Here is a 26,389-nt window from a genome sequence, read left to right on the forward strand (position 1 = left end):
AAGATGTCGGCTGTTTGATTATATCTACGTTGAGTTCCAAATCGGAACTCCTGTTTATTAGCTTGAAATCCAAGCTTAATTTATCCTTTCAAGTTCCCGGGGGAATTTTGAAAGCCTGCGTATTATAGAGGTATTGGTGATAAATGCAACAACTAATTCAAAACAAAGTATCAATGATTAATTCGTCTAAATAAGTGCCAGCTTATATTATGTGACTATACTGGAACTAAATTTTTCAATGCGGGTCAATAGCTGCATTAACTAATCTCATTTCGTAAAGAAGCGATTTTTTAGATAATATGGTATCCTATCACGCTAATTTTGCTTTTTAACACCCTCAATATGGTGAGTCGATGCGTATTTTTAATTATTGTTTAAACGTTTTATCTGCTGGATTTAGTCGCTTATTTGTTAAAAGCAAAGTCCTTCCAGAAAACCCTATTAAACAGTACGATTTAAATCCTGATTACCCTACATTTTATATAGTGCGTTTAAATTCTCGTTTTGATCTTGCGGCGCTGGCTCATGCTTGTAAAAAACACGGCTTACCTAGTCCTACTGAAGAGCAAATATTAGGTGATGAACATTTAGAGCGATTTATTGGTATTAAAAATCCACCACCTTTATTTGGCGATACAGCAAAACCAACCAATGCACTGGCACAAGGCAAACAAATAGTTGATCACCTTATAAATAGTGGCCAAAAAAATGTACAAGTGATACCTGCAACTATTTTATGGGGACGCGATCCAGGTAAAGAAAAACCAGGATTACGTACTTTAATAACGCATTCGGTTACACCAAGCTGGTTTAGAAAGTTTTTTGTTGTGTTGTTTTCTGGTCGCGATAACTTTATTCGCTTTAGCCAACCACTCGACTTATCACTTATTGTAAATGAAAAAGCTGATGTAAATGAGCTACCACAGAAATTACTACGTGTTGCCCGGGTTCACTTTAAGCGTCAAAAACTGGCAGCCACTGGCCCTAAAATGCCATCGCGCGAGCAATTGTTTAACTCTCTTCTTGCTTCGCCAACAATAAAAAAAGCCATTCAAGATGAAGCAAAAGCTAAAAATATTAGCCAAACCGAGGCACGTCAAAATGCGCTTAAGCTACTTGATGAAATAGCCGCAAACTATTCTGAAGCAATGATACGCGTTGCTGATCGCTTTTTAACATGGCTTTGGAATAAGCTATACAACGGCATACACATAAAACACACAGAGCAATTGCATGAACTAACTAATAAAGGCCATGAAATTATTTACATGCCTTGTCATCGTAGCCATATGGACTACTTGCTTCTTACTTACTCTATTTACCATTTAGGTCTGGTGCCACCGCATATAGCTGCAGGTGTTAACCTTAACTTTTTCCCGGCCGGTGGCATATTTCGCCGCTCGGGTGCGTTTTTTATTCGCCGCTCGTTTGCAGGCAATAAACTGTACTCAGCTATTTTTAAAGAATATTTGAGTCAGTTGTTTATTAAAGGTTACTCAGTTAAGTTTTACACAGAAGGTGGGCGTAGCCGTACGGGGCGTTTGTTACCGCCCAAAACAGGTATGCTTGCAATGACCTTTCAAGCCATGCTACGCGGTATCGACCGACCAGTATCTATAGTCCCTGTGTATATTGGCTACGAACATGTCATGGAAATAAATACGTACCTTAAAGAGCTTGCTGGAAAAGATAAGAAAGGCGAATCGGTATTTGGTATTTTTAAAGCGATAAAAAACCTTAAAAACTACGGACGTGGTTACCTAAATTTCGGCGATCCTATTTCTGTTAACCAATATTTAAATGATAACCAACCCGACTGGCGCGACGCGGTTCACCCAACTGACGTACAAAAACCTCAGTGGTTAGGCCCACAAGTCGCAGCCTTAGCAGACCAAGTTATGGTTAAAATTAATAATGCAGCGGCATTAAATGCTGTTAACTTATTAGCAATGGTATTGCTAGTAAACGACAAGCATGCTTTAAGTAAACCAAAACTATTAGCTCAGCTCGATTTTTACTTACGCCTACAGCGTGATGCAAGTTATAGCGATAAAGTAACCGCGCCTGACGAAACGCCTGAGCAACTTCTTACACATGCCTTAAAACTTAACAAATTTGATGTGATAAGTGATGAGTTTGGCGAAATTATTGCCATTAGCGATAAAGAAAAAACACTCTTTAATTATTACCGTAACAATATTTTGCATCTATTTGCAGTACCTAGCTTGTTGGCATTGCACTTATTTAAGCAGCACACAACAACAATTAAGCAGTGTGAACAATTAGTACATTCGTTTTATCCACTATTTGCCAAAGAATGGTATTTACAGCCCCTTGATGAAAACTACATTACGCGTATCTTGGCCAATTTTGCTGATCAAAACTTAATTGAATTTGATGGCGACAATATACACATTACTAATACCAACGACTGCTTAGCAAAATTAGAAATGCTAGGGCGAGCATTAAGTTTTACCCTGCAACGCTACGCCATTGTGATTGGTTTTATACAAACGAGTAATGGCATTGAAAAGGCTGAGCTTGAGCGAGAAAGCCAAGTATTAGCAGATCGCTTAGGCACGTTACACGGCATTAAAACACCGGAGTTTTTTGATAAAAAAGTACTGGTTGGTTTTATCGATAACTTACGTGGTGAAGGGCTTGTTACAGAAGGCGACAATGGCTTGGTGGGCAGTACGCAATTGTGCGAAACCTATTCACAACTTAAAACATTGCTACCTGCCCGTATATGGCAATCTATTAGCGACATTGTTCAAGACCAGTGTAACTAGCCGCTATACATAGATAGGGTTAGCGCTGACGCATAACCCCTTCTTGAATTGTTGAGGCAACCAAGTTGCCTTGGCGATCAAAAAATTGCCCTCTTACCAGCCCTCTGCCTGAGCTCGCACTCGGGCTGTCTATGGTGTATAAAATCCAGTCGTCTAATCTAAACGAGCGATGAAACCACATTGCATGGTCAATTGTTGCGACCTGCATATTTGGCTGCATAAACGACACGCCATGCGGCTGTAATGCCGTTGGTAAAAACTCAAAGTCAGACGCATAAGCCAATAAGTAATTATGAATACGCTGATCATCGGGCATATCACCATTTGCTCTAAACCAAATATGTTTAACTGGCTCAATCGCTTCTGGTTTAAAGGGGTTATGAAATGTCACAGGGCGCATTTCAATAGGCATTTCGCGAATAAATTTATTACGAATTACCTCGGGTATATGCTCAGCATTTTCTTGATAAAACTCAAGCGACGAACGTAGCTCTTCCGGTTGCGGTACATCTGGCATCGTTGCCTGATGCGAAAGTCCGTCTTCAACCGCCTGAAAAGATGCAGTCATATAAAAAATAGGCTTGCCGTATTGAATTGCACTTACACGACGGGTACTAAAGCTTTTGCCATCGCGAATAGTTTCAACATCGTAAACGATAGGTTTAGCAGCATCCCCTGGGCGTAAAAAGTAAGAATGTAAAGAGTGAACAATACGTCCAGCCGGTAGGGTTTCCTTTGCTGCTGATAGCGCTTGCCCCATAACCTGACCACCAAAAACAGCTCTAAAACCCAAATCTTGGCTTTGCCCTCGGTATAACCCTTGCTCTATTTCTTCAAGTGTTAATAACGATAATAAATCATCTAAAACTTGGCTCATTATATGTTCCTCAATTCCCTAATAACTTAATGATACTATAGACTACAACTATGTAAATCTTTGTTAGGAATACAACTATGGCTTACTGGCTGTTTAAAACCGAACCCGATGCTTTTTCAATTGACGACCTAAAACACGCACCTAATCAAACAACATTATGGGAAGGTGTACGAAATTACCAAGCCCGAAACTTTTTGCGTGATGATGTTAAAGAAGGCGATTTAGTGATGATTTATCACTCAAGCTGCAAAAACGTAGGTGTAGCGGGTATAGCAAAGATAACAAGCGCGGCCTATCCAGACCCTACTCAATTTGACCTAAATAGCGATTATTATGACCCTAAAGCCACCAGCGATTCACCGCGTTGGGTAGTCGTTGACGTAACCTACCACCAACATTTGAATAAACTGGTTAGCTTAAAATCTATAAAAGCAAACGACAGTATTACAGAGTTGGCACTAAAAAAAGCAGGAAGATTATCGGTTATGCCCGTAACAGAACACGATTGGAATGAAATTATAAAAATGGCCAAATAGTAAAGGTCGAGTTGCGCTTATTTTTTTACTGCTTTTTTCTTTTTGTGCCCGTGTTTGGGCACAATGGCAAAATACATAATAAGCCCTAACCACGAAAAAAAGATGATACCGATGAGCCAACCGTTTTTTTCGTGGCCTTGCGTACGTTTACTGTTTAGTACAATGACTACAGGTAAAATGTACGCACTTAAAATAACAATTAAAAATATAACTTCATTCATTATTTTTCCAAGCTTGACCAATCAACTTCGCCGCTCAATACACGCTCAACAGAAATATAGTGGAGAATATCACCTTCACTCACTTTATAATCCAAAGGTGGATTTAAGTCCATATTTTGAGCACTCAAGTTATGTGCAACACCCAACAAAATAGCGTCGTGCTGCCTTTTAAAATGATGAAACAAGGTGCCAAATTCCATTTCCTTACAGCCACTGGGTACTTTTAAGCTAAATTGTGTATCACCATGTAATGTAGAAAGCAGCTCTTCTTGTACTCGACTAGAGCCGGGGTCTTGCATTGAACGAACTAATATTTCAGCCGACTTAGCACTGCTACATTCTATATTTTGACAATGCTCCAGTAGCATATCGACCTTGGTTTCATCTAAAAAGTGAGCACTAATATGACACTCATCTTTTACTAAGCGGCTAATACGCAGCGCAGTAGTAAATGTTTGGTCGTCGTCTTGCCCATCAATAATTACTTTATCGGCGTGACTTATTGCTACACGCTCTAACTCTGCTAAATCAGTAAAGCTAGAAAGACGCGCAAAATCAACCTGCTCATTTGCTAAAAACGGATGATCCATCTGCTCTGTTACCGCGAGTAAAATACGACGTTCAGTGCGCTTTGTATCCGCCAAAATGTAATCAATCATTTTTTTAGTTCTGGTATCGTGCCAACCAAAAATAATGATGTGGTTATTACTGTGAGCAAAATCTTTATCACCAGTCATAGCGTGCCTAATTAAATAAGTAACAGTTTGCCCTGCTTTTCCAAGCAAAACACCAAATAAAGCTAAACCAAACGGAATTTGTATTAAAGCAACCACCCATCGACCAAGCTCTGTTGTAGGGCTAAAATCACCATATCCTACTGTTGACGTTGTCACTGTGTAATAGTAAAAAAAAGTGGTTATAGACGTTAATGCCTGTTCGTTGGCAGCATACAGTAGCAACCAGGTTACGAGCATATGAGTTAAAATTGCAAAGGTCACTGCTTGCCAGCTCAATTGATCAATATGAGCGCGCACAAGTAACGCTAACCTTTTAAATATCACTGGCATAATACAAAATCTTTGTTATTAAATTATCTATAAACAGTACGTTACTGTATGCCTTAGTTTTAATCAACGTTTAAGGTATAGACAGTGTAAAACTCCTCCGTGTAATACTAATTGTGATTTGCACATAACCACATTTCGTGATTAATTAATCTACAAACAAACACTAAACTGTATTTTTATGCTTAATAGAATAGCCACCCCATTTACAAAACTGGTTGAGCGTTACCTACCCGACCCATTTATATTTGTAATTTTGCTTACACTTATTACATTTGCCGCTGCCAGTATATTTACCCCTTCCAGCAGTATTAATGTACTGCACGCGTGGGGCAATGGGTTTTGGAACCTATTGAGCTTTGCTATGCAAATGCTGCTTGTACTTATTACAGGCTACATGCTGGCAAGTACACCTCTCATTAGCAAAGTATTAGAAAAACTAGCAACCTTAGCCAACACCGCGCCTAAAGCAATTATATTAGTTACTTTTATCTCACTTTTAGCGAGCTGGCTAAACTGGGGATTTGGCCTTGTTATTGGTGCATTGTTTGCCAAAGCTATTGCAAAACATACCCGTGTAGATTATCGATTATTAGTAGCTAGTGCCTATACTGGCTTTGTTGTATGGCATGGCGGCCTTGCAGGTTCAATTCCGCTAACTATTGCAACACCAGGACACTTTTCACAGGCAAGTATTGGTATTGTGAGTACAGATCAAACCTTATTTGCAGGTTTTAATATTGCCATTTTGATTGGTTTATTTATTATCGTCCCATTAGTAAATCGCTACATGTTACCCAATGACAACGACAGCGTTTATATCGATCCAACCCTATTAAACACCCGCACACCTGCAGCAAGTAAAATAACGCGTCCTTCGCAACATTTAGAACAAAGCAAACTGCTAGGTATGGGCATTGGCTTAATGGGGCTTGCCTACTTAAGCTATTACTTTTTTATCTCTGGTGGCGGCTTAAACCTCAATAGTGTAATTGCCCTGTTTTTATTTTTAGCTATTACGCTACATCAAACTCCTCACAATGTGCTTAATAGCTTACAACAAGCAATTCCGAGTGGTGCGGGAATTGTAATTCAGTTCCCTTTTTATGCCGGTATTATGGCGGTCATGGTCGATACAGGATTAGCACAAGAAATATCACAAGGCTTTATTGCCATTGCGGATGCCGATAGCTTGCCATTTTATAGTTTTATTAGTGCAGGACTCGTTAATATGTTTGTGCCCTCAGGTGGCGGACAATGGGCTGTACAGGCACCTATTGTAATACCCGCAGCGCAAGAGCTGGGCGCCGATATATCCCGTGTTGCTATGGCTGTGGCATGGGGCGATGCGTGGACCAATTTAATTCAACCTTTTTGGGCACTGCCCGTATTGGCTATAGCGGGCCTAAAGGCAAGAGATATTATGGGCTTTTGCGTGGTACAACTTATTATTACTGGGGTATTTATATCGCTGGTATTGAGCTTTTATTAATAAAGCTTTGCGCGTAGTTAAAAATTAACTGCGCGCACAATTATCAGCTAGACAAAATTGTCATCGGCAAACTGAGTATTGGATTGTCAGAATCTGCAAAATGCATCATCACTGCTACATGCCCTGCAACTACAAGTGCGTACATAACGGCTGAAAAACCTTGTCCGTATTTATCTAGTGGTATTAAATGCGAGTAATGTCGTCCGCGCCATTCAAATATAATTTCCAATGCGCCAACAAATAAAAAGAACACCAGTAACATTAAGCCAAATGTATAACTAAGCCATAAGCCAAAAAACACACCCAGCAAGCATACACTTAGTCCAATCCATGAGCGCATAGAAAAGCTGATACTCTTTAATACATGGCCACCATCTAGCGGTAAAATTGGCAGTAAGTTAAATAAATTAAGCAATGCACTGAGTACCGCAACACCAGCAAATATTTCCATCTCCGTGGCGTAATATAAAACAACACCCAACACAGAGGTTATTAAGCCAAAAGCAGGCCCCATGAGCGATATGACCACATCTTGCCAGCGGGTTGTTATTTTATCGTCACTGACAGCTAAGCCACCCACAAATGGGATTAAGTAAATACCTTTGGTTTTTATGCCAAAGTACTTCATAGCTCTTACATGCCCATACTCATGCACCACTAAACACGCAATAAGCATAAGCGCAAATTCAATGCTAAATAACCAGGCATACCCAGCAACAGATGCACCTGCCAACGCAGCCTTTACTACTTTTGCGCTTTTAAATAGTTTAAAACCTAACGCAGCAAAACCTAAAAAACCCCTTTTAGGTTCACCATTAACTGGGGCTGGTAAAGCGAGCTGGGTAGCAAATTGCTCATCTACAAATAACGAAATACTTTGCTCGGCAGTTGTGCTGGTATCTATGCCTATTAATTTATCTTGAAAGTTAAATTGATAGTAATGTTCTCGAGGAGTATCAAACGCAATAGCTTGCTGGTTATGAAATACTTGTACTATTTGCTGCCCAGAAACCATTAATGAAAATGGCTGGTCAGCCAAGGTTAGGTCTATTCTTATCATAATTAAAGCCATTTAAAATAATCGCGCTAGTATAACGTTTGGCTAAAAAAACACGAGGGCAGGCGTTAACTATTGTATTAAATTTAAGTACCTAACAATAGCTAACGCTGCGAGTGAAAGGTTACTTTTCTTCTTCAGGATGTTCGTCTTCTTCACTTACAATATGCGCACTGCTGGCCAAACGCTTACGCCAGCGTTGCTTTGCCACTGCACGCATATTGGTTGACTGATCGCGTTCGTCGACTATTTCTAAGCCCATTAGTGATTCAATCATATCCTCAAGCGTTACTATGCCGCGCACTTCTCCATATTCATCCACGACTAAACATATGTGCGTACGCTGAGTTAGTAGCGTTTGCAATAATGACGATACATTTTGAGATGTGGGTACTGTATAAATTGGTTTGATCAGCTTACTGATTTTATAATCGGTGCCTAAGCGATGATACGCCAACATAATATCGTTTTTATGCACGAAACCGACAATGTCGTCGGCATCTTTATCAAATATTAATACGCGGGAAAACGATGACGAACCGTGCTCATTTAAATATTGGTTTACTGTTAAGTCTTTATGTACTTTAAAAATAACTGTGCGCGGCGTCATTAAATCAGACAATTTTGCATGCCTAAAATGTAAAAGATTACGAATAATTTCAGACTCATCTTCGTGCAAAGCGCCCGATTCAGTGCCAATATCGGCCATGGCTTCTATTTCTTGGCGAATATAGTAAGCCTCGTCGTGCTTTGGCCCCATTAGGTTTGTTAACTTTTGCGCACACCATACAAAGGGCTTTAGCGAAATTACCAAAAACCGTAAAGAGTAGGTAACACTTGGCGTTAAGGCTCGCCAGTAATTAGCACCCAGAGTTTTTGGAATAATTTCAGAAAGAACCAATACCAATAAGGTCATAATTGCTGAGGCAATCCCCACTGCAGCATCAGAAAAAACCACGGCCGCTTGCGCCCCCACACCCGCCGCACCCGCTGTATGCGCGATGGTGTTTAAAGTCAAAATGGCTGCCAGTGGCTGATCTATATTATTTTTTAGTTTTTCAAGCTGCTTAGCAAGCACAGGCTGCTCTTTTCTGAGTGATGCAACATAGCTTGGCGAAATGCTTAACAGCACCGCTTCCATCACAGAGCACAAAAACGAAATAACAATGGCCACAACCATATAAACAATCAGTAAAGTCACTTTTTCTCCTTTATATTGGATATGTGAGCATGGTAACAATACATGCTATATTTGACCAAATACCCAATAATAACAGGCACAATAATGAAATTTAATGCACCTTGGTTTTACCGCAACAAGCAATTTAAACGAGCCTTAGGTTTATTAGCCTTTAGCAGTTTAAGCTTTGCAGCAATTGCTGAACCATTGGACAAATCAAAAATGCAATTTATCGGCCCCTTGGCCGAAGATATGCAATTAAAACCTTTTCAAACGCCGCATGGCTCAGCCATTATCAACAACCTTTTGCCACAATTACAAGCAAACTCAGACAGTTTTTCTATTTTCGGTAAAAAACAAAGCTGGCAGCCATTCAATAAAGTAAGCGCACTCACCCTTGGCGGACTACAAGCACTAAAATTTAATATTGAAACAGTGCGTTTTACACAAGGCACCTTAACATTGAAAGGGGTTGAAAATGGGCAATTATTTATTAATGGCGAACCCCAAAAAGGGGATAAAAATAGTTATAAGCTTGCATTAACTAACTCCACTCACAGCGTTATTATTTTGGCGCAACAAGTCGCAAACTGGAATGATGTGGTTATTGATTTCACCCCTAAGAGTGACACTGATAAAATTACGCTAAATACATCATACACAAAGCGCTTATCAGCAAAGCAACTGTTTGATGCGCCAACCATGAGTAATATATCTTTAGCGCCTAACGCAGAGCAATACATAACCACTAAGCGCACTTACGACGATAAAACTCAAAATCAAGCCAACTTGGTTACCGAGTTAAAAAATACCGACAACTCAACTGTATATCGATTTGAAGATGGACAACCAAGCAATATTATTTGGAGCCCAGATAATCAGTACTTAGTGTATTTATTAAAGGGTGAGCTTAAACAACTTAATCGAAAAAGTTTAGCCATTAAAACACTGGCAAACGACTTAGCCGGCGCCAGTGGCTTCACCTTTTTTAACGACACCAGCCTAGTATTTAGCTGGTCAAAATCACCAGAGAGTAGCAACAACTTAACCAAGCATTATAAAGGCCTTCAAGATCGTTGGTCATATGCGCGCACTACCAGCCAACTTTATATGCTTGATACTAAAAGTGGCTTAACAAAAGCACTTAGCCAAGGCCCGCTTTCTCATAGCTTTGAAGATTTAAATAGTACGCGTGGAAAAATATTAATGAGCCGTTCGGTTATGGCCATGCAAGCGTCTACTCACCCTGAGACAGAGCTCGTTGAGCTGGATATAAAATCAAACAAGCTCTTGTCACTTGGTAAATTTAAAACATTTAACCAAGCAAAATACGCAAACAAAGACGTGTATGTTGTTGCAGGCCCCGACTTTAAAAATGGCGCTGGCAGAGCGTTGCCAAAGTCAATGCTTGCTAATAACTACGACGGACAGCTTTACCTGTTAACTAACAACGGTAAAAATGTTACTGCGCTCAGTAAACAATTTGACCCATCAATTGGTCAGCTAAGCGTGTTAGAAAGCGGCGATGCGGTACTTAAAGTGACCGAAAAAGACACTCAGCCATTGTATCTATTCGACCTCAGTAAGCAGCGCTTTAAAAAGTTAAATACCAATGTGGATATTGTAGAAAAATTTAGCGTTTCACATGGGCGCAATTCACAAGTGTTAATCACCGGCACAAGTGCTTTAGCACCGCAACAGCTCAAACGCCTTAATATCAGTAAAAACAAAACCGATCTTATTTGGGATTCAAAACCAATTGCTTATGCTAATACAACAATACCCACCCTTGAAGAGTTTAACTTTACTAATAAAAGTGGCGTTGAAATAACCGGGCGTGTTTATGTGCCAAGTAACCTAGATAAAACTAAAAAGTACCCTGCACTTGTTTATTATTACGGTGGTACATCACCTGTTACCCGCAGTTTTACTGGCCGTTACCCATTTAACTTATGGGCCGAAAACGGCTATGTGGTTTATGTAGTGCAACCTACCGGCGCGACAGGTTTTGGACAAAAGTTCTCAGCACAACACGTCAATGCATGGGGTGATTACACCGCCGACGATATTATCGAAGGAACACAGGCTTTTTTGAAACAATACGACTACGTAGATAACACTAAGGTCGGTAATTTAGGTGCCTCTTATGGTGGCTTTATGACCATGCTATTGGCAACAAAAACCGATTTATTTAGCGCTTCTATTTCCCATGCCGGTATTTCAAACTTAACCTCTTATTGGGGCGAAGGGTGGTGGGGCTACTTATACTCTGGTGAAGCATCTAAAAACAGCTTCCCATGGAATAACGCCGATCTGTATAGCCAACATAGCCCAGTGTTTCATGCAGACAAAGTAACTACACCATTACTGCTTATTCACGGTGACAGTGATACTAACGTACCCGTAGGCGAAAGCTTAACAATGTACACCGCACTTAAACTACTAAATAAAGACGTGGAGCTTATTGAGTATAAAGGCGCCGATCATCAAATTTTTGCGCGCGATAAGCGCTTTAACTGGTGGAATACTATGTTGGCATATTTTGATAAAAAACTAAAAGACGAACCACAATGGTGGGATTCAATGTACGAGAATAAGTAATTTAAACCGGAATTTTATATCTTTATGAAAAGCGCCCTTGAATATGGGGCGCTTTTTTGATTTTTTATAATTATTTTAATATTTTTGAAATATTAAGTTACTTAAAACTAGCATGTAACCCCTTCTCAGTATTTACCTAATGGTGCTACCATACAAAGCTACAAGCATTTAAAATAAAGTACTATGGCTATTAATGTTTTATTGGTTGAAGACGATGAAATACTCGTTAAACGCATTCAAAATCACTTTGCAGAGACCGAATTTACAATAGAAGTAGACTCAACTGGCGCTGATGCATTGAGCATCGTTAGGCAGCGAGTAAACCTGCGTGATGCATTTACCCTCGCTATTATTGATATTGTACTGCCTAAAATAGACGGCCTTCAGCTCGCCAAAGAACTTAACACACTAACAGATATTGGTGTTATTGTGCTTTCTAGTCGTGATTCACAAGCAGATCGAATAGCAGGCCTTGCCCAAGGTGCTGACGACTATATTTGTAAGCCTGTTGACTTGCTTGAGCTTGAACTGCGCATGCGCGCTTTATATAAACGCGTTGCCGTTAATATGGATAGCGACGAAAGTGAAGAGTTTATTGAATACGCCGACTTTAAATTACACCCCGATAATCGCACCCTTATTACCTCCTCGGGTGTTGAATCACGTTTGACTGAAGCAGAGCACAAAGTACTTATTTGCTTAATAAGTAATGCAGGTAAAGCCACTTCACGTGAAAAAATATCTGAAGAAATAGGCCAACCAGATTGGAGCCCTAACGATCGTACAGTCGATGTTCTTATTGGTCGATTACGTAAAAAACTAAACGATGAAAAAGATCAAAAGCGTATTGTCACAGTCCGTGGCAAAGGCTACATGCTCTCTATATAGCTGTTAAAAAGCGGTTTACGCTATTCATACTCAACTCTGGTTACTTGGTGAGTTGAGCAATTAAGCGTTCAAAGGCTCTGTAATTTAATGCCTCTTTTAAATCGTCTAAACTAATTTTTTCATTCCCTTTTAAATCACTAATCGTACGCGCTACTTTAATAACTCTATGGTAAGAGCGCGGCGATAAAGACAGCTTTTCACTGGCCTTAGCTAAAAACTGCAGCTCTGCTGGGGCAAGCTCACAGTAAATACTCATTTCTTTATTATTTAGCCGCGCATTCACTTTGCCTTGGCGTTTTAACTGTATGTAATAAGCTGCTTCTACCCGTGCACGCACTTGTGCGCTGGTTTCTTCTTGCTTAGTGCTTTGCAGCTCCACGCTGGTTAACCGTGGTAGCTCTATTTGCAAATCAATACGGTCAACAAATGGGCCTGATACACGAGATAAATAACGTATAACTTGATCGGGTGTTGCTCTTTTATCGGTGTGGCTTCCAGTAGGACTGGGGTTTAACGCTGTAATGAGCTGAAACTGTGCAGGAAACTCCATTTGCCGCGCCGCACGCGAAATAGTTACCGTACCGGTTTCCATTGGCTCACGAAGGGAGTCGAGTACTTTACGCTCAAACTCTGGTAGTTCATCTAAAAATAATACCCCATTGTGTGCCAGCGAAATTTCACCCGGCTTAGGGTTTGATGACCCCCCCACTAATGCAACCGCCGAGCAGGTATGATGAGGATTACGAAAAGGGCGTTGCCGCCAGTTTGTTAAATCGATTGAATGACCAATAATTGAATAAAGTGCAGCAGTTGAAAGCGCCTCATCATCAGACATAGCCGGCATTATTGTGGCCATTCGCTGAGCAAGCATTGATTTACCGGTTCCCGGTGGACCTAAAAATAGCATGTTGTGACCGCCTGCAGCAGCTATTTCTAATACACGTTTAGCCCCGGGCTGGCCCTTTACGTCGCTCAAATCGAGTAAAAAGTCAGGTGACTGCGTACAGTCTGGATACTCTATATTTAACGGCAACGGCTGCTGGTTTAGTAAATCACCCCATACTTCTTGAATCGAACTTACCGCTTTGCGCTTTACGCCATTTACAAGGCTTGCCAGGCTATCATTAGCTATGGGTAAAAAACAGCAGCGGTTTTGTTCTTTAGCTGCAAGCACAGAGGGCAAAATAGCATTTACTCCACGTACCTCACCGTTGAGTGCAAGCTCACCGTAAAACTCATATTTATGAATATCAGGGCACACTATTTGCCCTGATGCTACCAAAATGCCTACGGCAATGGCCAAATCAAACCGGCCACCGTCTTTGGGTAAATCAGCTGGGGCTAAATTAACAGTAATGCGTTGATCAGGGAAACCAAATTGAGAGTTTTCAAGCGCGCTGCGCACTCTGTCTTTTGACTCTTTAACAGAGGCTTCGGGAAGGCCTACAATGTGGAATGCGGGTAAACCAGTTCCTAAGTGAACCTCTACAATAACTTCAGGGGCATTAATACCTACCTGAGCACGAGAATATATACGAGCTAATGACATTCCTTATCCTAATCAATCCTATGATTAAGTAAGTTTAGTCAGGATATTTAAAAACGTGTAATGTGATTTTCCATTTTATTGCTGAAAAACGTAAGAATAATGTCATCAACATTGCCAATACCATCGCCAGCTCAGTCACAAATGAAAAATACATACTAAGTGTATAAACAATACCACCCGCAATACAGGTAATGGCATAGAGCTCTCCTTTTAACAGCATAGGGATTTCGCGGGCGAGTACATCACGTATTAAGCCTCCAAAACAAGCCGTTATGACTCCCATTATGATTGCTGTCATTTCTGGCATGCCTGCAAGTAGTGCTTTTTGAGTGCCCATTACAGCAAAAAAAGCCAAGCCGAATGCGTCTGCTATTTGAAGTGTGTAATACGGAATAGATTTTTGCTTATTAATAAGCCGAGATGTAATAAGTACAGCAGCTAAAATAGCAAAAAAATAGCTTTGATCATGTAGCCAAAATACAGGAACGTCTAGAATCACATCGCGAACAGTTCCCCCACCAATAGCGGTCACTGTTGCTAATACTACCACCCCAAAACCATCCATTTTTTTCTCGTAGGCCACTAATGTGCCTGAAATAGCAAACACAGCAATGCCGATTAAATCAAACCAGTGATACAGTTCTGTCATGTAAAAGTACACTTAAAAATATTTCAGCCGTTTTAACATACCCAGCACGAGGTGTTAAGTAATAACGAATTTAAAATGATTGGTATAGTATATGTGGTAAATGTAATAACAGCTTTGCTATTAAGAATTACTGAATTTTAGACATAAAAAACATGCTTTTAGCATATCACTTTAATAGTGCTTTTATTTCAGTGGTTGCGGGAGCCTGAGCTTATAGAAAGTGAACCGACGACCTTTGCTGGCTAATGGAGAGCTGAGACCGACGAGCTATCCATTTCACTAAATTTCAGGCATAAAAAAACACGCTTTTAGCGTGTTACTTTAATAGTGCTTTTTATTTCTCAGTGGTTGCGGGAGCCGAATTTTAATAGATGGCCTTTGCTGGCTAATGGAGAGCTGAGACCGACGAGCTACCCATTTCACTGAATTTCAGGCATAAAAAACACGCTTTTAGCGTGTTACTTTAATAGTGCTTTTATTTCAGTGGTTGCGGGAGCCGGATTTTAATAGATGGCCTTTGCTAGCTAATGAAGAGCTGAGACCGACGAGCTACCCATTTCACTAAATTTCAGGCATAAAAAAACACGCTTTAGGCGTGTTGCTTTACTATATCTGTTTATTTCAGTGGTTGCGGGAGCCGGATTTGAACCGACGACCTTTGCTAGCTAATGGAGAGCTGAGACCGACGAGCTACCCATTTCACTGAATTTCAGGCATAAAAAAACACGCTTTTAGCGTGTTACTTTGTATAGTGCTTTTATTTCAGTGGTTGCGGGAGCCGGATTTGAACCGACGACCTTCGGGTTATGAGCCCGACGAGCTACCAGGCTGCTCCATCCCGCGCCTGAAATATGCATACTTATTTAACGTTGCTTACATTACAACGTGGCGTCCAATTTAAGAAATTGGTTGCGGGAGCCGGATTTGAACCGACGACCTTCGGGTTATGAGCCCGACGAGCTACCAGGCTGCTCCATCCCGCGCCTGTATATTTAAAGTCTATCGACTACTTAATTTAATCTCTTAAGTTAGAGTTTACAGTAACCTCACCCCATAAAGGAAATTGGTTGCGGGAGCCGGATTTGAACCGACGACCTTCGGGTTATGAGCCCGACGAGCTACCAGGCTGCTCCATCCCGCGCCTGTAATTTCTTTAAAACATTTTCGTAATATTTACGAGCCTGCCTTGAAGAGAGCGCTACTATATAGGAATAAACTTATAATGCAAGGCTTTAACTACCTAAAACTGTTCAAGTGAACAAAAAGCAATCAAAACTCTATTCTATACTCGCTCTTTGGTGAGGAGTAATCATTTTTTGAAACTCCCAATCAGGGTGCCCCATTACAATAAAGTCTGGGTTTTCAGTGCTCTCGCGTTGGTTATAGGTTAAAGGGTTAAACTCTGCATCAGTAATGCAACCGCCCGCTTCTTCTACAATAACTTGTGAAGCCCCTGTGTCCCACTCACCTGTTGGGCCTATTCTTAAAAAGCAGTCCGCTTTACCCTCAGCAACAATACATGCTTTTAACGAGCACGAACCAACCGCAATGGTTGTAAATTGGCTATTTAAGTATTGACTCACCGACTCAATTTTCTGACGGCGACTTACCGCTAGTGTTAAACTTTCAGGCGGAGCTACGTATATTCGTGTGTCGCTCTTTTCTTCACGCTTAAAAGCACCATTTTTAGCACTCGCAAAGTAAGTAATACCTTTCGACGGCCAATGAATTACACCCAACACAGGGTGGTTATTTTCAATAAGCGCAATGTTTACCGCAAAATCACCACTTTCTAAAATAAATTCACCTGTGCCATCCATGGGATCAAGTAACCAATAACGCTGCCAATCTTGCCTATCGGCTAATGCAGGAATAGGTGTTTCTTCCGACATAATAGGAATATCGGGCGCAAGTGCCTTTAAGCCTGCAACAAGCACATCATTTGCAGCTAAATCGGCTTTAGTTACTGGTGTGTGGTCTGATTTTTCTTGTTGGCCAATATCATCTTTTTTGTATATAGCCATAATGGCATCGCCTGCACGTTCGGCTAATTCAATACAAGGTTCTAATAATTTATTCATCGGCAGCTCCAGATGCTAAGTACTTATCTAATAATAGCAAAGCGGCAACACTTCGTGCTTCGGTAAAATCATCTTGCTCTAATAATGACTGCCATTGCGTTAATGGCCACTTAACAACAACTAAAGGCTCAGGCTCGTCGCCTGGAAGTGTTTGCGGATATAATTGCTTAGCAAATAAAATATGCATGGTGGCATTAAAATAACTAGGTGCCATAGTCACTGTTTTTAATGGTTTAAAAAAGTCTGCGCCAAAACCTACTTCTTCTTTAAGTTCTCTATTAGCAGCTTGCTCTGGTGTTTCGCCTGGGTCGATCAGTCCTTTAGGAAAGCCTAGCTGGTAGTCATTGGTGCCCGCGCAATACTCACGCACTAGCAGCATTTCGTTATCAGCCGTTATAGGCACAATCATTACAGCGCCTCTGCCACCACCTCGAATACGTTCATACTGACGCTCTTCGTCATTCGAAAATTTTAGCTCTAAAGATTCCACAGTAAATAGGCGACTTTTAGCGACAACATTATTACTTAGGATTTGAGGAGGTGTTGGATGCTTTTTCTGTGTCATTGGCGTTAATTTGCTATCATGGCAGTTGTGCTTAATCATAAACTTTTCACAGGGAAAAGCCCATGCTAAATTGGTCAAAAATCGATACCGTTTTACTTGATATGGACGGAACACTCCTCGATTTACATTATGACAGCCATTTTTGGTTAACTGTTCTTCCACAGCAACACGCCTTAGCGAAAAATATAAGCCTGAGCGAAGCAAAAGAAGATATTTTTAAACGCTACCAAGCTGTAAGCGGCCAAATTGAGTGGTACTGCTTAGATTATTGGGAAGATCAGCTTAAATTACCGATTATGGATTTAAAGCGAGAAACACAGCACCTTATAAAAGTTCGTGACGACGTGCCCTATTTTTTAACGGAACTAAAAAAAGCAGGAAAAGAGCTTATATTGCTTACCAACGCACACCCAGAAAACGTCATGATGAAATTTGAACACACCGCAATCGATAATTATTTAGATGGTGTAGTGTCGACTCATGAATATGGCGTAAGTAAAGAGCAGCAAAGTTTATGGCACCAAGTACAAAATGATTTAGGATTTAACAAAACACGTACTTTATTTGTTGATGACAGCGTAGCTGTATTAAATGCCGCAAAAGAATACGGCATTGGACACTTACTTGCGGTTGCCAACCCCGACAGTCAGCAACCACACAACGAAATAGCCGATTACTTAAATGTAACCGACTACCGCACTATTATTTAGCTTTTAGGGTAACGTGCCTCAAGGCCTTGATAAACTAACTTTGCGAAGTCTGCATGTTCGGTATCAAGGCTTTTAACTACTTCCACTAAGTGCTCGTTATCTTCTTGCCCGTTCCACACTTTAATGTAGCTACCGTCTTTATAACCATGGTCTTGGCGAAAAAAGTTTAAGGTATTTTTACCAACATAACCACGGTATAAATCGTCAATATCCATGCCCATTTGTGCCATACAACCGGCAAATGCTGATGCATTAAACGCTTTATCTGCAACAGCAGATGCCGCAAGTATTTCTAACGTTTGTTTAAAGTCATCAGCTTGCTGTACTTGGCTCAACTCACTTTCTAATTGCTTTGCTAAGTCTTGATAGCTTGTTTTTCCGTCAATACGTAGCGACAAACCAAAGTGAAAAATATCAACCAATTCTAAAATAACTTGCTCGGTATCGGGTGTTTGTTTTTTCCACCACTTCCAGCCATGATGATCTAGCATTTCGGCACACTCAACCCAAATAGCGCGATACCATTCAAACCCTTGTGTAAACCATTGTTCATGCACTTTTGTATTCATGGCGTTTTGCATTTCTAGCATGACTACTAGCTTATTTAAATTGGCAGACATATCAATTCCTGTCGTTTTTTAGTTGTTATAATAATACAGAGAAAGCGCTGTTTTTGCATTTGCTATGTCTGTTTTAATTATTTTTATCGATTACTGGTAAACTCATACCACGACTCGATTAAATCAATAAAGTCTTCAAAACCACAACCACTGCTTAAGTCGTTCTCTTCAAGCATTAAATCATCATCTTGATAGGCAATTAAGTCTTCGCTGTCTTGGTGCAGAGCATGAGCCTCAAATAAGGCCTCATCTTTAGATAAAATTAAATCTATTTCTTGGCCTTTTAGAGTGACTGGCTCAAAACTCGTTTTGACAGACACAATAAGTGCTTGCACCATAGCGACTTTGTCTTTGCCAATTTCTTCGTTTAACCAACGACCTATTATTGCGTGTTCGCTGCTTATTTTAATTCGTAAACCACTAATAGGGTCACGTATAAATTGATATTCCATAGCTATTACTTATTAAACGTTAATAACGCGATTATACCCGTAAATTAGCTGTAACGCCGACCCTAAAAAACAAAATAGCGCCATTGGGCGCTATTTTTGTAAAACGTTTAAATACCTAACTTCGCGAGCGGTATCGTGCCGCATCTATTATCGACCATAAATAAATAATAGGTACTAATACAAAACCAACGAGTACATAAATAAGTGCGTAACTTATAACAATAGCTAGCGCAAAAAATATAGCCGCTAAAATACGCCCTTGTACTAGTTGTCCTAAACCAGGAAAAAATATATTACACAATGCAGCAATCACATTACCGCCAGACCCTTGATCAGCCATACTCACCTCTGTAGTTAATTAATTTTAAATTTTAGTTATCTACTTACTATCACACTTTATGCCAATTTATTAAAGCTTAAAAATCAGTTAGTTAAATTACGACTCACTAATTGCTTTGGTATTTTTTACTAAATATAGGTCAATTTGATTATTTTTATTATTAATCTTAGTCACTTATCCATGCCAAAAACTATCCAGCTGATTGGTTTTAGAGGCTATTTTTATAATAGCTGTTCATAAAAACAGTATTTTATTTAGCCTTACAAAAACACCTGTTATACTGCCCTCAATATTGATTAAAAAGGCGTAACGATGGACGTTTCAGAATTACTCGACGGCTTAAATGACAAACAACGCGATGCCGTTGCAGCCCCATTACAAAACATGCTGGTATTGGCCGGTGCTGGGTCTGGTAAAACACGAGTGTTAGTTCATCGTATCGCGTGGCTTATGCAAGTTGAACAAGCATCAGCTTATAGTATTTTTGCGGTAACTTTTACCAATAAAGCAGCTAAAGAAATGCGTACCCGCGTTGAAGAAACCTTAAAAGCACCGGTTGGCGGGATGTGGATTGGTACTTTCCATGGTTTATCACACCGTATTTTACGCGCTCATCACCGTGAAGCTAACTTACCAGAAGCCTTTCAAATTTTAGATTCTGATGACCAACTTCGTATGATCAAGCGCTTGTTAAAATCAATGAATATTGATGATAAAAAGTGGCCTGCAAAACAGTTTGGTTGGTACATAAGCGCTAAAAAAGACGAAGCACTTCGCCCTAAAGATATTCAAGCTTATGATATAAACGAGCAAATGATGCTGCGTGTATATGCCGCCTACCAGGAAGCGTGTGACAGGGCTGGTTTGGTCGATTTTGCTGAAATACTGCTACGCAGCTATGAAGTATTAAAAAATAACCCGACGTTACTTCGCCACTACCAACAGCGCTTTGCCCACATGCTAGTAGACGAGTTTCAAGATACTAATACCATTCAGTACGCATGGTTAAAGTTACTTGCAGGCGACACAAGCAGCATAATGATTGTTGGCGACGACGACCAAAGTATTTACGGCTGGCGCGGAGCTAAAATAGAAAACATAAAACGCTTTTTAACTGACTTTGATGCTGAAACCATTCGCCTTGAACAAAACTACCGTTCAACCGCAACTATTCTTAAAGCATCTAATGCGCTTATAAAAAATAACTCCGAGCGTATGGGGAAAAGCTTATGGACCGACGGTAACGAAGGCGAGCCTATATCAATTTATGCCGCCTTTAACGAGCTAGACGAAGCCCGCTTTGTGAGTAGCAAATTACGTAGCTGGTTAAATGCAGGTAACGCGTTGCAAGACGCCGCTATTTTATACCGTAGTAACGCGCAATCTCGTGTACTCGAGGAAGCCATGCTGCAAGAAGGCTTAAAATATCGCATTTACGGTGGTATGCGATTCTTCGAGCGTCAAGAAATTAAAGATGCGCTATCGTACTTACGCTTAGTAGGTAATCGCCAAGACGATGCCGCATTTGAGCGTGTAATTAATACTCCTGCTCGCGGTATTGGCGATAAAACATTAAGTCATATACGTGATTGCGCTCGTGCTGAGTCACTTCCGCTTTGGTACGCAGCTAAAGCTATTGTTGAACAACAGCACTTATCAGGCCGAGCAGCTGGCGCTGTAACAAAGTTTGTAGAACTTGTTGAGCACATTGAAGACAAAATTAGCGATCTTACTTTACAAGAACAAGCTAAATATACAATTCAAACCTCTGGCCTTATGGCTATGTACCAAGCTGAAAAAGGCGAAAAAGGCCGTGCCCGCGTAGAAAACTTAGAAGAGCTTATAAGTGCATGCGATCAGTACGAACTCCCTGAAGAAGAAGAGTTTAGCTCACCACTACAAGGCTTTTTAGCCTATACCTCGCTTGAATCTGGTGAAGGCCAAGCGGATGAGCACGAAGACGCGGTACAAATGATGACGCTTCACTCAGCTAAAGGCTTAGAGTTCCCGCTTGTGTTTATGGTGGGCGTTGAAGAAGGCATGTTCCCTTCGCAGCAAAGTAATGAAGAGTCTGGCCGCTTAGAAGAAGAACGCCGCCTTTGTTATGTAGGCATGACCCGTGCAATGGATAAACTATACATTAGCCATGCCGAAAGCCGCCGCCTTTATGGACAAGAGAAATACCATAGTCCTTCACGTTTCTTACGCGAAATCCCTGAAGACTGCGTAGAAGAAATTCGTATTAAAACGCAAGTTTCGCGACCACCGGCAGCAGGGCGCTTTAGTGCATCGGTAAGCCATGCCGCCTTTGAAGACAGCGGCTTTAACTTAGGTCAACGTGTACTGCATGCTAAGTTTGGTATTGGCACGGTACTTAACTATGAAGGTAGCGGTGCACAATCGCGTGTACAGGTAAACTTTGATGACTTAGGCAGCAAATGGTTAGTAACGGCTTATGCACGATTACAAGCTGTATAAAGCTCACATAAACTCACTAGAAAAAACACTGGTTGGCGCTCATCATCGCCAACTGGTGCTTGTTACTGGCAGTACTGCCTGGTGCTACGAGCTGTTAGGTGAATTACTTCAACCTGAAAACACACTCGTCGTTTCTAAAAATACCAGACTAAATAACGCGCAGTGGCCTAATCGTACTCATCAAATTTTAGGGCAAGAATATTCTCACGCCGTATACGATGGCTTTAGTGGCTTGCACCCTGATAAATTAGCAGCTATTGCAGGTACGGTAAAAGCAGGCGGTATTTTATATTTACTGCTACCAGAGCTAAGCGAGCTTTCAACTTGGCCAGATCCTGCGCTAAGCACAGTGCAGTCTCACGGGCATAAAGTAAGCTATAGCTTTTTTAATGAACGCATTGCCCGCGTTGTGCAACCGTTACCCGCTTATCACTTTAGTGAATTACATGGCTGTACAGGTAATATCAGCAGAGAAAGCTCTACCAATAAAATAGATTTTGAACCGCAACAGCATTGTGTAGAAAATATAATTAAAGTGGCTCATGGTCGCGCCAATCGCCCTTTACTCATTAATGCCGACAGAGGTCGTGGTAAATCAGCAGCGCTTGGACTTGCTGCCGCCAAGCTTATCGATAAAAAAATACTACTTTGCAGTACACAATTTAAAGCCACTCATAGCAGCTTTAAACATTTAAGTAATGAGTTAAACATACCCTTCGATGGTAAAAGTAAGCAACTTGCTAATTTGCAGTATATCGCTCCAGATTCATTATTAGACTCGTTGCCAGAGTGTGATTTATTACTTGTTGACGAGGCGGCTGCTATTCCAGTTCCTCTGTTATTAAAAATGCTAAAACAGTATCCGCGCATTGTATTTGCAAGTACTTTAGTAGGTTATGAGGGTAATGGTAGAGGCTATACAATTAGGTTTAGTCAGTACATTAAAGCAAAGTATAAAGCCGCTAATATTATCACACTTGATGAACCGTTAAGGTTTGCAAAAGCCGACCCGCTAGAGCGCCATATACGCACTTTGCTCGCACTCGAAGCACAGTACGAAGAAATACAAAGCAATGGCTTAAATAACCTAGTCCACAGTGAAATTACTCAGCAACAACTCACAAATGACGAGCTGTTACTTGAGCAGGTTATTGCATTACTTGCCTTAGCACATTACCAAAGTAACGTTAACGATTTACGCCAACTACTTGATGCACCCTCACAACGATTGTTCATAACCCAAACACATAATCACGTAGTGGGGGTGTGTTTAGTTACAATAGAAGGCGGGTTACCCCTCGAGCTAACTGAGCAGGTGCTTAAAGGTGAACGCCGCCCACAAGGGCACCTAATGGCACAAACTCTCTCGCAGCTAAGCAGTGATCCCCAGTGCCTTACCCAACTCTCTGCTCGAGTAGTAAGAATTGCTGTTGCCCCTAATCTTCACAGCCAAGGAGTAGGTAAAGCCTTACTGAGTTTTTGCGAATCAAGAGTAAGTAATGAGTGCCATTGGTTTGGTGCTAGTTTTGGCGCTACGGCTGAGTTATTAAAATTTTGGCAAAGCCAAGGGTTTAGCACTATAAAGCTGGGTTATCAAAAAGATAAAAGCACTGGCGAGCATTCAGCACTCGTTGTGAAATGTTTAAACAACAATACGGGTACACTGAAACTATTAAAAGCTGAATTTCAAACCGATATATTTTATGCTTTACTCACACACTTTAAACACCTTGATTGGCAGCTTGTAAATGTACTTATTTCCTCGTTTACAGATAGACCTATCAGTTCAGACATCAAAAAACGTTTAATACGACAACTTAATAATCACTTTTCTCGATTTAGTATTACAGCTACTATTTGGCAAGTTGTAACTCTGGCACCCTCTGTTGTTAATTGTTTAACGCAAAGTGATAAGCAACTATTAATTAGCTTAATTTTGCAAAATGAAAGCGATACAAACGTCATTGAGCAATTAAATATACAAGGCAAAAAAGAGCTTGAAACATGCTTTAAACAAGCAGTGTTAAAACTAGCTAAAGCCATCAAATAACTCACCCCCTTAATACAATGATTAATTACCAGAGTTACTTAAGCTATTTGGTAGATTTGTTCTATTCTTAATACATTAATGGGTAAATTAAGATAAAGGCATGGAATTAATAAACTTTAAAGTGGGCTGCAAAACCATTTCACTGAAAATACTTGATATCTTATTAACCGAGCGCTTTGATAATAATCTCACAACACTACCAAACAACAACAAAAGCTTTATTGGTGTTAAAGATTATATGGATATCCCTACGCCAGTTTTCGATTTAGGAATTATCTTAAATAATATATCAACAGAGCAAAGCAACAAACATATTTTAAAACAGCTAAGATCCTGGCAAGACAAACAAACCAAATGGTTTAATACACTCGAAACAAACCTCTTAAATCAATCAGAAAAATTAGTTATTAATGAAGCTGAGCTTCAAGACTTTATTGTTTTTTTCCAGGAGTTCAATACAGACAACCCTGATTTAAAGCTTACTATCTCACGCTTTAATGAGCCTTTTGAATTATTACTAGAACAAGCTAGAGAAGCCGTAACTGCTCACAGGCAAGGTGAACATATACAGGTAAGCTATTTACTTAGTAAGATAAAACGTAGCAGTCTTGCTCAGTTAGAGAGACTGTTTGAATCAGCACAAGAGCAAATAACTTTGGATTACAAACCAATTATTGTATTCACAACGAAAGACGGTATAAACCCTCATGTGGGGTTGCTGGTCGATAAAGTAGAAGACAGCCTAGATTATAAAAAAGAAGATATAAAACCATTAGATAAGCTAACTGATATAGGCTTTGATATAGATCCACAAACTAAAGGTATGATGCGAGGCTTAATAAAAATGGCAGAAAATCATAGTGTGCTTATCGATCCGAGTTCCATATTTAAGCCGACTGAACTACAGGTAGAAACTGAAAATACGGAAGCGTATGGCTTATTTTAGACACAAAAAAGCCGAGATAGACTCGGCTTTTTAATAAAGTTTTTTATGCTATACGGTTGTAATAATATCTTCTACCGCTAAACGCGCCTTTGGCAAACCATGGTTCCAGTCTTCGTCGGTATTAGGGTAACCCATTGCTAGTGCAACTTCACAAATATGACCGTCAAGTTCAGCATTAAACTTCTCACTAATTAGCTCCGGGTCAACGCCTTCCATTGGAGTCGACGCTATGTTCAATCGCGCTAATGTGTGCAGCACATTACCAAGTGCTAAGTAAACCTGCGCCTTAGTCCAACTACCGTTGTAACCTTTCTCATCTGTGTTCATTTCAGCAAATGCATATGCACCCATAAAGTTATCACGCATATCTGCTGGTAAATGACCAGAGCTGACTTCTACATCAACACGCTTAGAAAATTTTTCTTTCGTAAACTTAGGATCATAAGCAAGTAATAATGTATGCGATGCTTCTTTAGCATGATGCTGATTAAACTGGTGTTTGTTAGCAAATGTATCGTGTAAGCGTTGTTTACCTTCTTCACTTTCAACCAAAATAAACTTCCAAGGTTGCGAGTTAATTGAAGAAGCTGACAAGCGAATAGCCTCTTTAATTACTTCAATATCTTCATCAGAAATACGTTTTGATGAATCATATTGCTTAGCGGTATAACGATTGTGTAAATCTTTGATAATTTGATGAGCCATGTTTTTCTCCAAAACTTATACTAAGTAAATATTTTATAAAGTTAGTTTAATTGGAAAGGATCATTTTGATAATAGTGAATACAGTTAAAAGACTATATAGAAAATATTGATAATTAAAATAGCCTAGGCGACCATTCAATTATTATGTAAGCATGTACTAAAAGTTCGGTATAGTTTGGCCATTTACTAAATCCCAGACAGCAAAAAAACCGTCTCATTGATTTAACGGGTTTTTCTTATGTGAAGTCGGTGCGCTACGCAGTAGAATGTCATGGTGCCCACAGCGGTAAAAAGTCACATAGCAAATGGGATGCTACGTTGTGCCGGTCTGCCTTGTACGAATCTCGCTTTGACATTGTTTTGCGTAATGTATGGGAATAAAATACCGTGGAGCACAGGATATGTATGAGCCGCCGCTACTGGGTTCGGCATGGGGTCTTGGCTATTTATTAAACCCCAGAAAGCAAAAAACCGTCACATTGCTGTAACGGGTTTCTCTTATTTGAAGCCTGGTAATGTCCTACTTTCACATAGCA

22 protein-coding genes and 3 tRNA genes are annotated in these 26,389 nt (G+C 40.3%); 9 read left to right on the forward strand and 16 right to left on the reverse strand.

What is annotated here, in order from left to right; all coding sequences use genetic code 11:
* The first annotated feature begins 353 nt into the window (after nt 1-353).
* Complete coding sequence (gene plsB / locus PMAN_RS13835; protein WP_010557642.1) at nt 354-2,792, forward strand: glycerol-3-phosphate 1-O-acyltransferase PlsB; 2,439 nt, start codon at nt 354-356, stop codon at nt 2,790-2,792.
* A 19-nt stretch (nt 2,793-2,811) separates the two neighbouring features.
* On the opposite strand, the gene tesB is transcribed toward plsB, so the two are convergent.
* Nucleotides 2,812-3,669, reverse strand: a complete 858-nt coding sequence (tesB, locus tag PMAN_RS13840; RefSeq protein WP_006791363.1) for an acyl-CoA thioesterase II — start codon at nt 3,667-3,669, stop codon at nt 2,812-2,814.
* 77 nt (nt 3,670-3,746) lie between these two features.
* Between tesB and PMAN_RS13845 the strand changes: the two genes are divergently transcribed.
* Nucleotides 3,747-4,205 (forward strand): EVE domain-containing protein, encoded by a 459-nt coding sequence (locus PMAN_RS13845; RefSeq protein ID WP_006791364.1) that lies wholly within the window; start codon nt 3,747-3,749, stop codon nt 4,203-4,205.
* 17 nt (nt 4,206-4,222) lie between these two features.
* Here the strand turns inward: PMAN_RS13845 and PMAN_RS13850 are convergent, their stop codons facing one another.
* Together PMAN_RS13850 and PMAN_RS13855 are read right to left on the reverse strand one after the other, a co-directional pair.
* On the reverse strand, nt 4,223-4,426 hold the full coding sequence (locus PMAN_RS13850; protein WP_006791365.1) for a PLDc N-terminal domain-containing protein: 204 nt from the start codon (nt 4,424-4,426) through the stop codon (nt 4,223-4,225).
* Nucleotides 4,426-5,493, reverse strand: a complete 1,068-nt coding sequence (locus PMAN_RS13855; RefSeq protein WP_010557641.1) for a potassium channel family protein — start codon at nt 5,491-5,493, stop codon at nt 4,426-4,428. The genes PMAN_RS13850 and PMAN_RS13855 overlap by 1 nt, the downstream gene beginning before the upstream one ends.
* 178 nt (nt 5,494-5,671) lie before the next feature.
* On the opposite strand from PMAN_RS13855, the gene PMAN_RS13860 reads away from it, so the two are divergent.
* Nucleotides 5,672-6,982: a short-chain fatty acid transporter gene (locus PMAN_RS13860; RefSeq protein ID WP_010557640.1), complete on the forward strand. Its 1,311-nt coding sequence runs from the start codon at nt 5,672-5,674 to the stop codon at nt 6,980-6,982.
* A gap of 43 nt (nt 6,983-7,025) precedes the next feature.
* On the opposite strand, the gene PMAN_RS13865 is transcribed toward PMAN_RS13860, so the two are convergent.
* Nucleotides 7,026-8,042: a metalloprotease gene (locus PMAN_RS13865; RefSeq protein WP_010557639.1), complete on the reverse strand. Its 1,017-nt coding sequence runs from the start codon at nt 8,040-8,042 to the stop codon at nt 7,026-7,028.
* A gap of 121 nt (nt 8,043-8,163) precedes the next feature.
* Complete coding sequence (locus PMAN_RS13870) at nt 8,164-9,240, reverse strand: hemolysin family protein (RefSeq protein ID WP_008129553.1); 1,077 nt, start codon at nt 9,238-9,240, stop codon at nt 8,164-8,166.
* An 84-nt stretch (nt 9,241-9,324) separates the two neighbouring features.
* Between PMAN_RS13870 and PMAN_RS13875 the strand changes: the two genes are divergently transcribed.
* The gene (locus tag PMAN_RS13875) at nt 9,325-11,820 is read left to right on the forward strand and encodes an alpha/beta hydrolase family protein (RefSeq protein WP_010557637.1); all 2,496 of its coding nucleotides are present in this window, start codon (nt 9,325-9,327) and stop codon (nt 11,818-11,820) included.
* Nucleotides 11,821-12,003: 183 nt separating this feature from the next.
* A complete protein-coding gene (locus PMAN_RS13880) occupies nt 12,004-12,708 on the forward strand; it encodes a response regulator transcription factor (protein ID WP_010557636.1) in 705 nt (234 codons plus the stop codon).
* A 40-nt stretch (nt 12,709-12,748) separates the two neighbouring features.
* Here PMAN_RS13880 and PMAN_RS13885 read toward each other — a convergent pair whose 3' ends face one another.
* From PMAN_RS13885 to nudE, 7 genes are all read right to left on the reverse strand, one after another.
* Entirely contained in the window at nt 12,749-14,257 is a 1,509-nt protein-coding gene (locus tag PMAN_RS13885; RefSeq protein WP_010557635.1) for a YifB family Mg chelatase-like AAA ATPase, read from the reverse strand.
* Between the two features lie 34 nt (nt 14,258-14,291).
* Nucleotides 14,292-14,906: a trimeric intracellular cation channel family protein gene (locus PMAN_RS13890; protein WP_010557634.1), complete on the reverse strand. Its 615-nt coding sequence runs from the start codon at nt 14,904-14,906 to the stop codon at nt 14,292-14,294.
* A 766-nt stretch (nt 14,907-15,672) separates the two neighbouring features.
* Nucleotides 15,673-15,749, reverse strand: a tRNA-Met gene (locus PMAN_RS13895).
* Nucleotides 15,750-15,812: 63 nt separating this feature from the next.
* Nucleotides 15,813-15,889 (reverse strand) — tRNA-Met (locus tag PMAN_RS13900).
* An 81-nt stretch (nt 15,890-15,970) separates the two neighbouring features.
* Nucleotides 15,971-16,047: transfer RNA gene (locus PMAN_RS13905), tRNA-Met, on the reverse strand.
* 136 nt (nt 16,048-16,183) lie between these two features.
* Nucleotides 16,184-16,987 (reverse strand): 3'(2'),5'-bisphosphate nucleotidase CysQ, encoded by an 804-nt coding sequence (gene cysQ / locus PMAN_RS13910; RefSeq protein ID WP_006791377.1) that lies wholly within the window; start codon nt 16,985-16,987, stop codon nt 16,184-16,186.
* Entirely contained in the window at nt 16,980-17,552 is a 573-nt protein-coding gene (nudE, locus tag PMAN_RS13915) for an ADP compounds hydrolase NudE (RefSeq protein WP_033035276.1), read from the reverse strand. Before nudE ends, cysQ begins: the two co-directional genes overlap by 8 nt.
* A 62-nt stretch (nt 17,553-17,614) precedes the next feature.
* Here nudE and yrfG point away from each other — a divergent pair, with 62 nt between their 5' ends.
* Complete coding sequence (gene yrfG / locus PMAN_RS13920; RefSeq protein WP_010557632.1) at nt 17,615-18,262, forward strand: GMP/IMP nucleotidase; 648 nt, start codon at nt 17,615-17,617, stop codon at nt 18,260-18,262.
* On the opposite strand, the gene PMAN_RS13925 is transcribed toward yrfG, so the two are convergent.
* The 3 genes from PMAN_RS13925 to PMAN_RS13935 all read right to left on the reverse strand — a co-directional run bounded on the left by PMAN_RS13925 (nt 18,259) and on the right by PMAN_RS13935 (nt 19,674).
* Nucleotides 18,259-18,882: a dUTP diphosphatase gene (locus PMAN_RS13925; RefSeq protein ID WP_006791380.1), complete on the reverse strand. Its 624-nt coding sequence runs from the start codon at nt 18,880-18,882 to the stop codon at nt 18,259-18,261. The two genes, yrfG and PMAN_RS13925, sit on opposite strands and share 4 nt — an antisense overlap.
* Before the next feature lie 83 nt (nt 18,883-18,965).
* Nucleotides 18,966-19,334 (reverse strand): YacL family protein, encoded by a 369-nt coding sequence (locus PMAN_RS13930; protein WP_010557631.1) that lies wholly within the window; start codon nt 19,332-19,334, stop codon nt 18,966-18,968.
* Between the two features lie 115 nt (nt 19,335-19,449).
* On the reverse strand, nt 19,450-19,674 hold the full coding sequence (locus tag PMAN_RS13935) for a hypothetical protein (RefSeq protein WP_006791382.1): 225 nt from the start codon (nt 19,672-19,674) through the stop codon (nt 19,450-19,452).
* A 312-nt stretch (nt 19,675-19,986) separates the two neighbouring features.
* Between PMAN_RS13935 and uvrD the strand changes: the two genes are divergently transcribed.
* The 3 genes from uvrD to PMAN_RS13950 all read left to right on the forward strand — a co-directional run bounded on the left by uvrD (nt 19,987) and on the right by PMAN_RS13950 (nt 25,148).
* Nucleotides 19,987-22,152, forward strand: a complete 2,166-nt coding sequence (gene uvrD, locus PMAN_RS13940; RefSeq protein ID WP_006791383.1) for a DNA helicase II — start codon at nt 19,987-19,989, stop codon at nt 22,150-22,152.
* Entirely contained in the window at nt 22,130-24,202 is a 2,073-nt protein-coding gene (locus PMAN_RS13945; protein WP_010557630.1) for a tRNA(Met) cytidine acetyltransferase TmcA domain-containing protein, read from the forward strand. Before uvrD ends, PMAN_RS13945 begins: the two co-directional genes overlap by 23 nt.
* Before the next feature lie 100 nt (nt 24,203-24,302).
* Complete coding sequence (locus PMAN_RS13950) at nt 24,303-25,148, forward strand: hypothetical protein (protein ID WP_010557629.1); 846 nt, start codon at nt 24,303-24,305, stop codon at nt 25,146-25,148.
* A gap of 48 nt (nt 25,149-25,196) precedes the next feature.
* Here PMAN_RS13950 and PMAN_RS13955 read toward each other — a convergent pair whose 3' ends face one another.
* The gene (locus PMAN_RS13955) at nt 25,197-25,853 is read right to left on the reverse strand and encodes a nitroreductase family protein (RefSeq protein ID WP_010557628.1); all 657 of its coding nucleotides are present in this window, start codon (nt 25,851-25,853) and stop codon (nt 25,197-25,199) included.
* Nucleotides 25,854-26,389 lie beyond the last annotated feature (536 nt).

This window comes from Pseudoalteromonas marina (genome assembly GCF_000238335.3).
Lineage (GTDB): Bacteria > Pseudomonadota > Gammaproteobacteria > Enterobacterales > Alteromonadaceae > Pseudoalteromonas > Pseudoalteromonas marina.

Excerpts from the sequence above, each read along its gene's own strand:
- PMAN_RS13860 (WP_010557640.1), top strand. The coding sequence starts at position 5,672 with ATGCTTAATAGAATAGCCACCCCATTTACAAAACTGGTTGAGCGTTAC.
- PMAN_RS13875 (WP_010557637.1), top strand. The coding sequence starts at position 9,325 with ATGAAATTTAATGCACCTTGGTTTTACCGCAACAAGCAATTTAAACGA.
- PMAN_RS13885 (WP_010557635.1), bottom strand. The coding sequence starts at position 14,257 with ATGTCATTAGCTCGTATATATTCTCGTGCTCAGGTAGGTATTAATGCC.
- plsB (WP_010557642.1), top strand. The coding sequence starts at position 354 with ATGCGTATTTTTAATTATTGTTTAAACGTTTTATCTGCTGGATTTAGT.
- tesB (WP_006791363.1), bottom strand. The coding sequence starts at position 3,669 with ATGAGCCAAGTTTTAGATGATTTATTATCGTTATTAACACTTGAAGAA.
- PMAN_RS13945 (WP_010557630.1), top strand. The coding sequence starts at position 22,130 with ATGCACGATTACAAGCTGTATAAAGCTCACATAAACTCACTAGAAAAA.
- PMAN_RS13855 (WP_010557641.1), bottom strand. The coding sequence starts at position 5,493 with ATGCCAGTGATATTTAAAAGGTTAGCGTTACTTGTGCGCGCTCATATT.
- PMAN_RS13890 (WP_010557634.1), bottom strand. The coding sequence starts at position 14,906 with ATGACAGAACTGTATCACTGGTTTGATTTAATCGGCATTGCTGTGTTT.
- yrfG (WP_010557632.1), top strand. The coding sequence starts at position 17,615 with ATGCTAAATTGGTCAAAAATCGATACCGTTTTACTTGATATGGACGGA.
- uvrD (WP_006791383.1), top strand. The coding sequence starts at position 19,987 with ATGGACGTTTCAGAATTACTCGACGGCTTAAATGACAAACAACGCGAT.
- PMAN_RS13880 (WP_010557636.1), top strand. The coding sequence starts at position 12,004 with ATGGCTATTAATGTTTTATTGGTTGAAGACGATGAAATACTCGTTAAA.
- PMAN_RS13850 (WP_006791365.1), bottom strand. The coding sequence starts at position 4,426 with ATGAATGAAGTTATATTTTTAATTGTTATTTTAAGTGCGTACATTTTA.
- PMAN_RS13925 (WP_006791380.1), bottom strand. The coding sequence starts at position 18,882 with ATGTCTGCCAATTTAAATAAGCTAGTAGTCATGCTAGAAATGCAAAAC.
- PMAN_RS13845 (WP_006791364.1), top strand. The coding sequence starts at position 3,747 with ATGGCTTACTGGCTGTTTAAAACCGAACCCGATGCTTTTTCAATTGAC.
- PMAN_RS13950 (WP_010557629.1), top strand. The coding sequence starts at position 24,303 with ATGGAATTAATAAACTTTAAAGTGGGCTGCAAAACCATTTCACTGAAA.
- PMAN_RS13865 (WP_010557639.1), bottom strand. The coding sequence starts at position 8,042 with ATGATAAGAATAGACCTAACCTTGGCTGACCAGCCATTTTCATTAATG.
- PMAN_RS13930 (WP_010557631.1), bottom strand. The coding sequence starts at position 19,334 with ATGGAATATCAATTTATACGTGACCCTATTAGTGGTTTACGAATTAAA.
- nudE (WP_033035276.1), bottom strand. The coding sequence starts at position 17,552 with ATGACACAGAAAAAGCATCCAACACCTCCTCAAATCCTAAGTAATAAT.
- PMAN_RS13935 (WP_006791382.1), bottom strand. The coding sequence starts at position 19,674 with ATGGCTGATCAAGGGTCTGGCGGTAATGTGATTGCTGCATTGTGTAAT.
- PMAN_RS13955 (WP_010557628.1), bottom strand. The coding sequence starts at position 25,853 with ATGGCTCATCAAATTATCAAAGATTTACACAATCGTTATACCGCTAAG.
- cysQ (WP_006791377.1), bottom strand. The coding sequence starts at position 16,987 with ATGAATAAATTATTAGAACCTTGTATTGAATTAGCCGAACGTGCAGGC.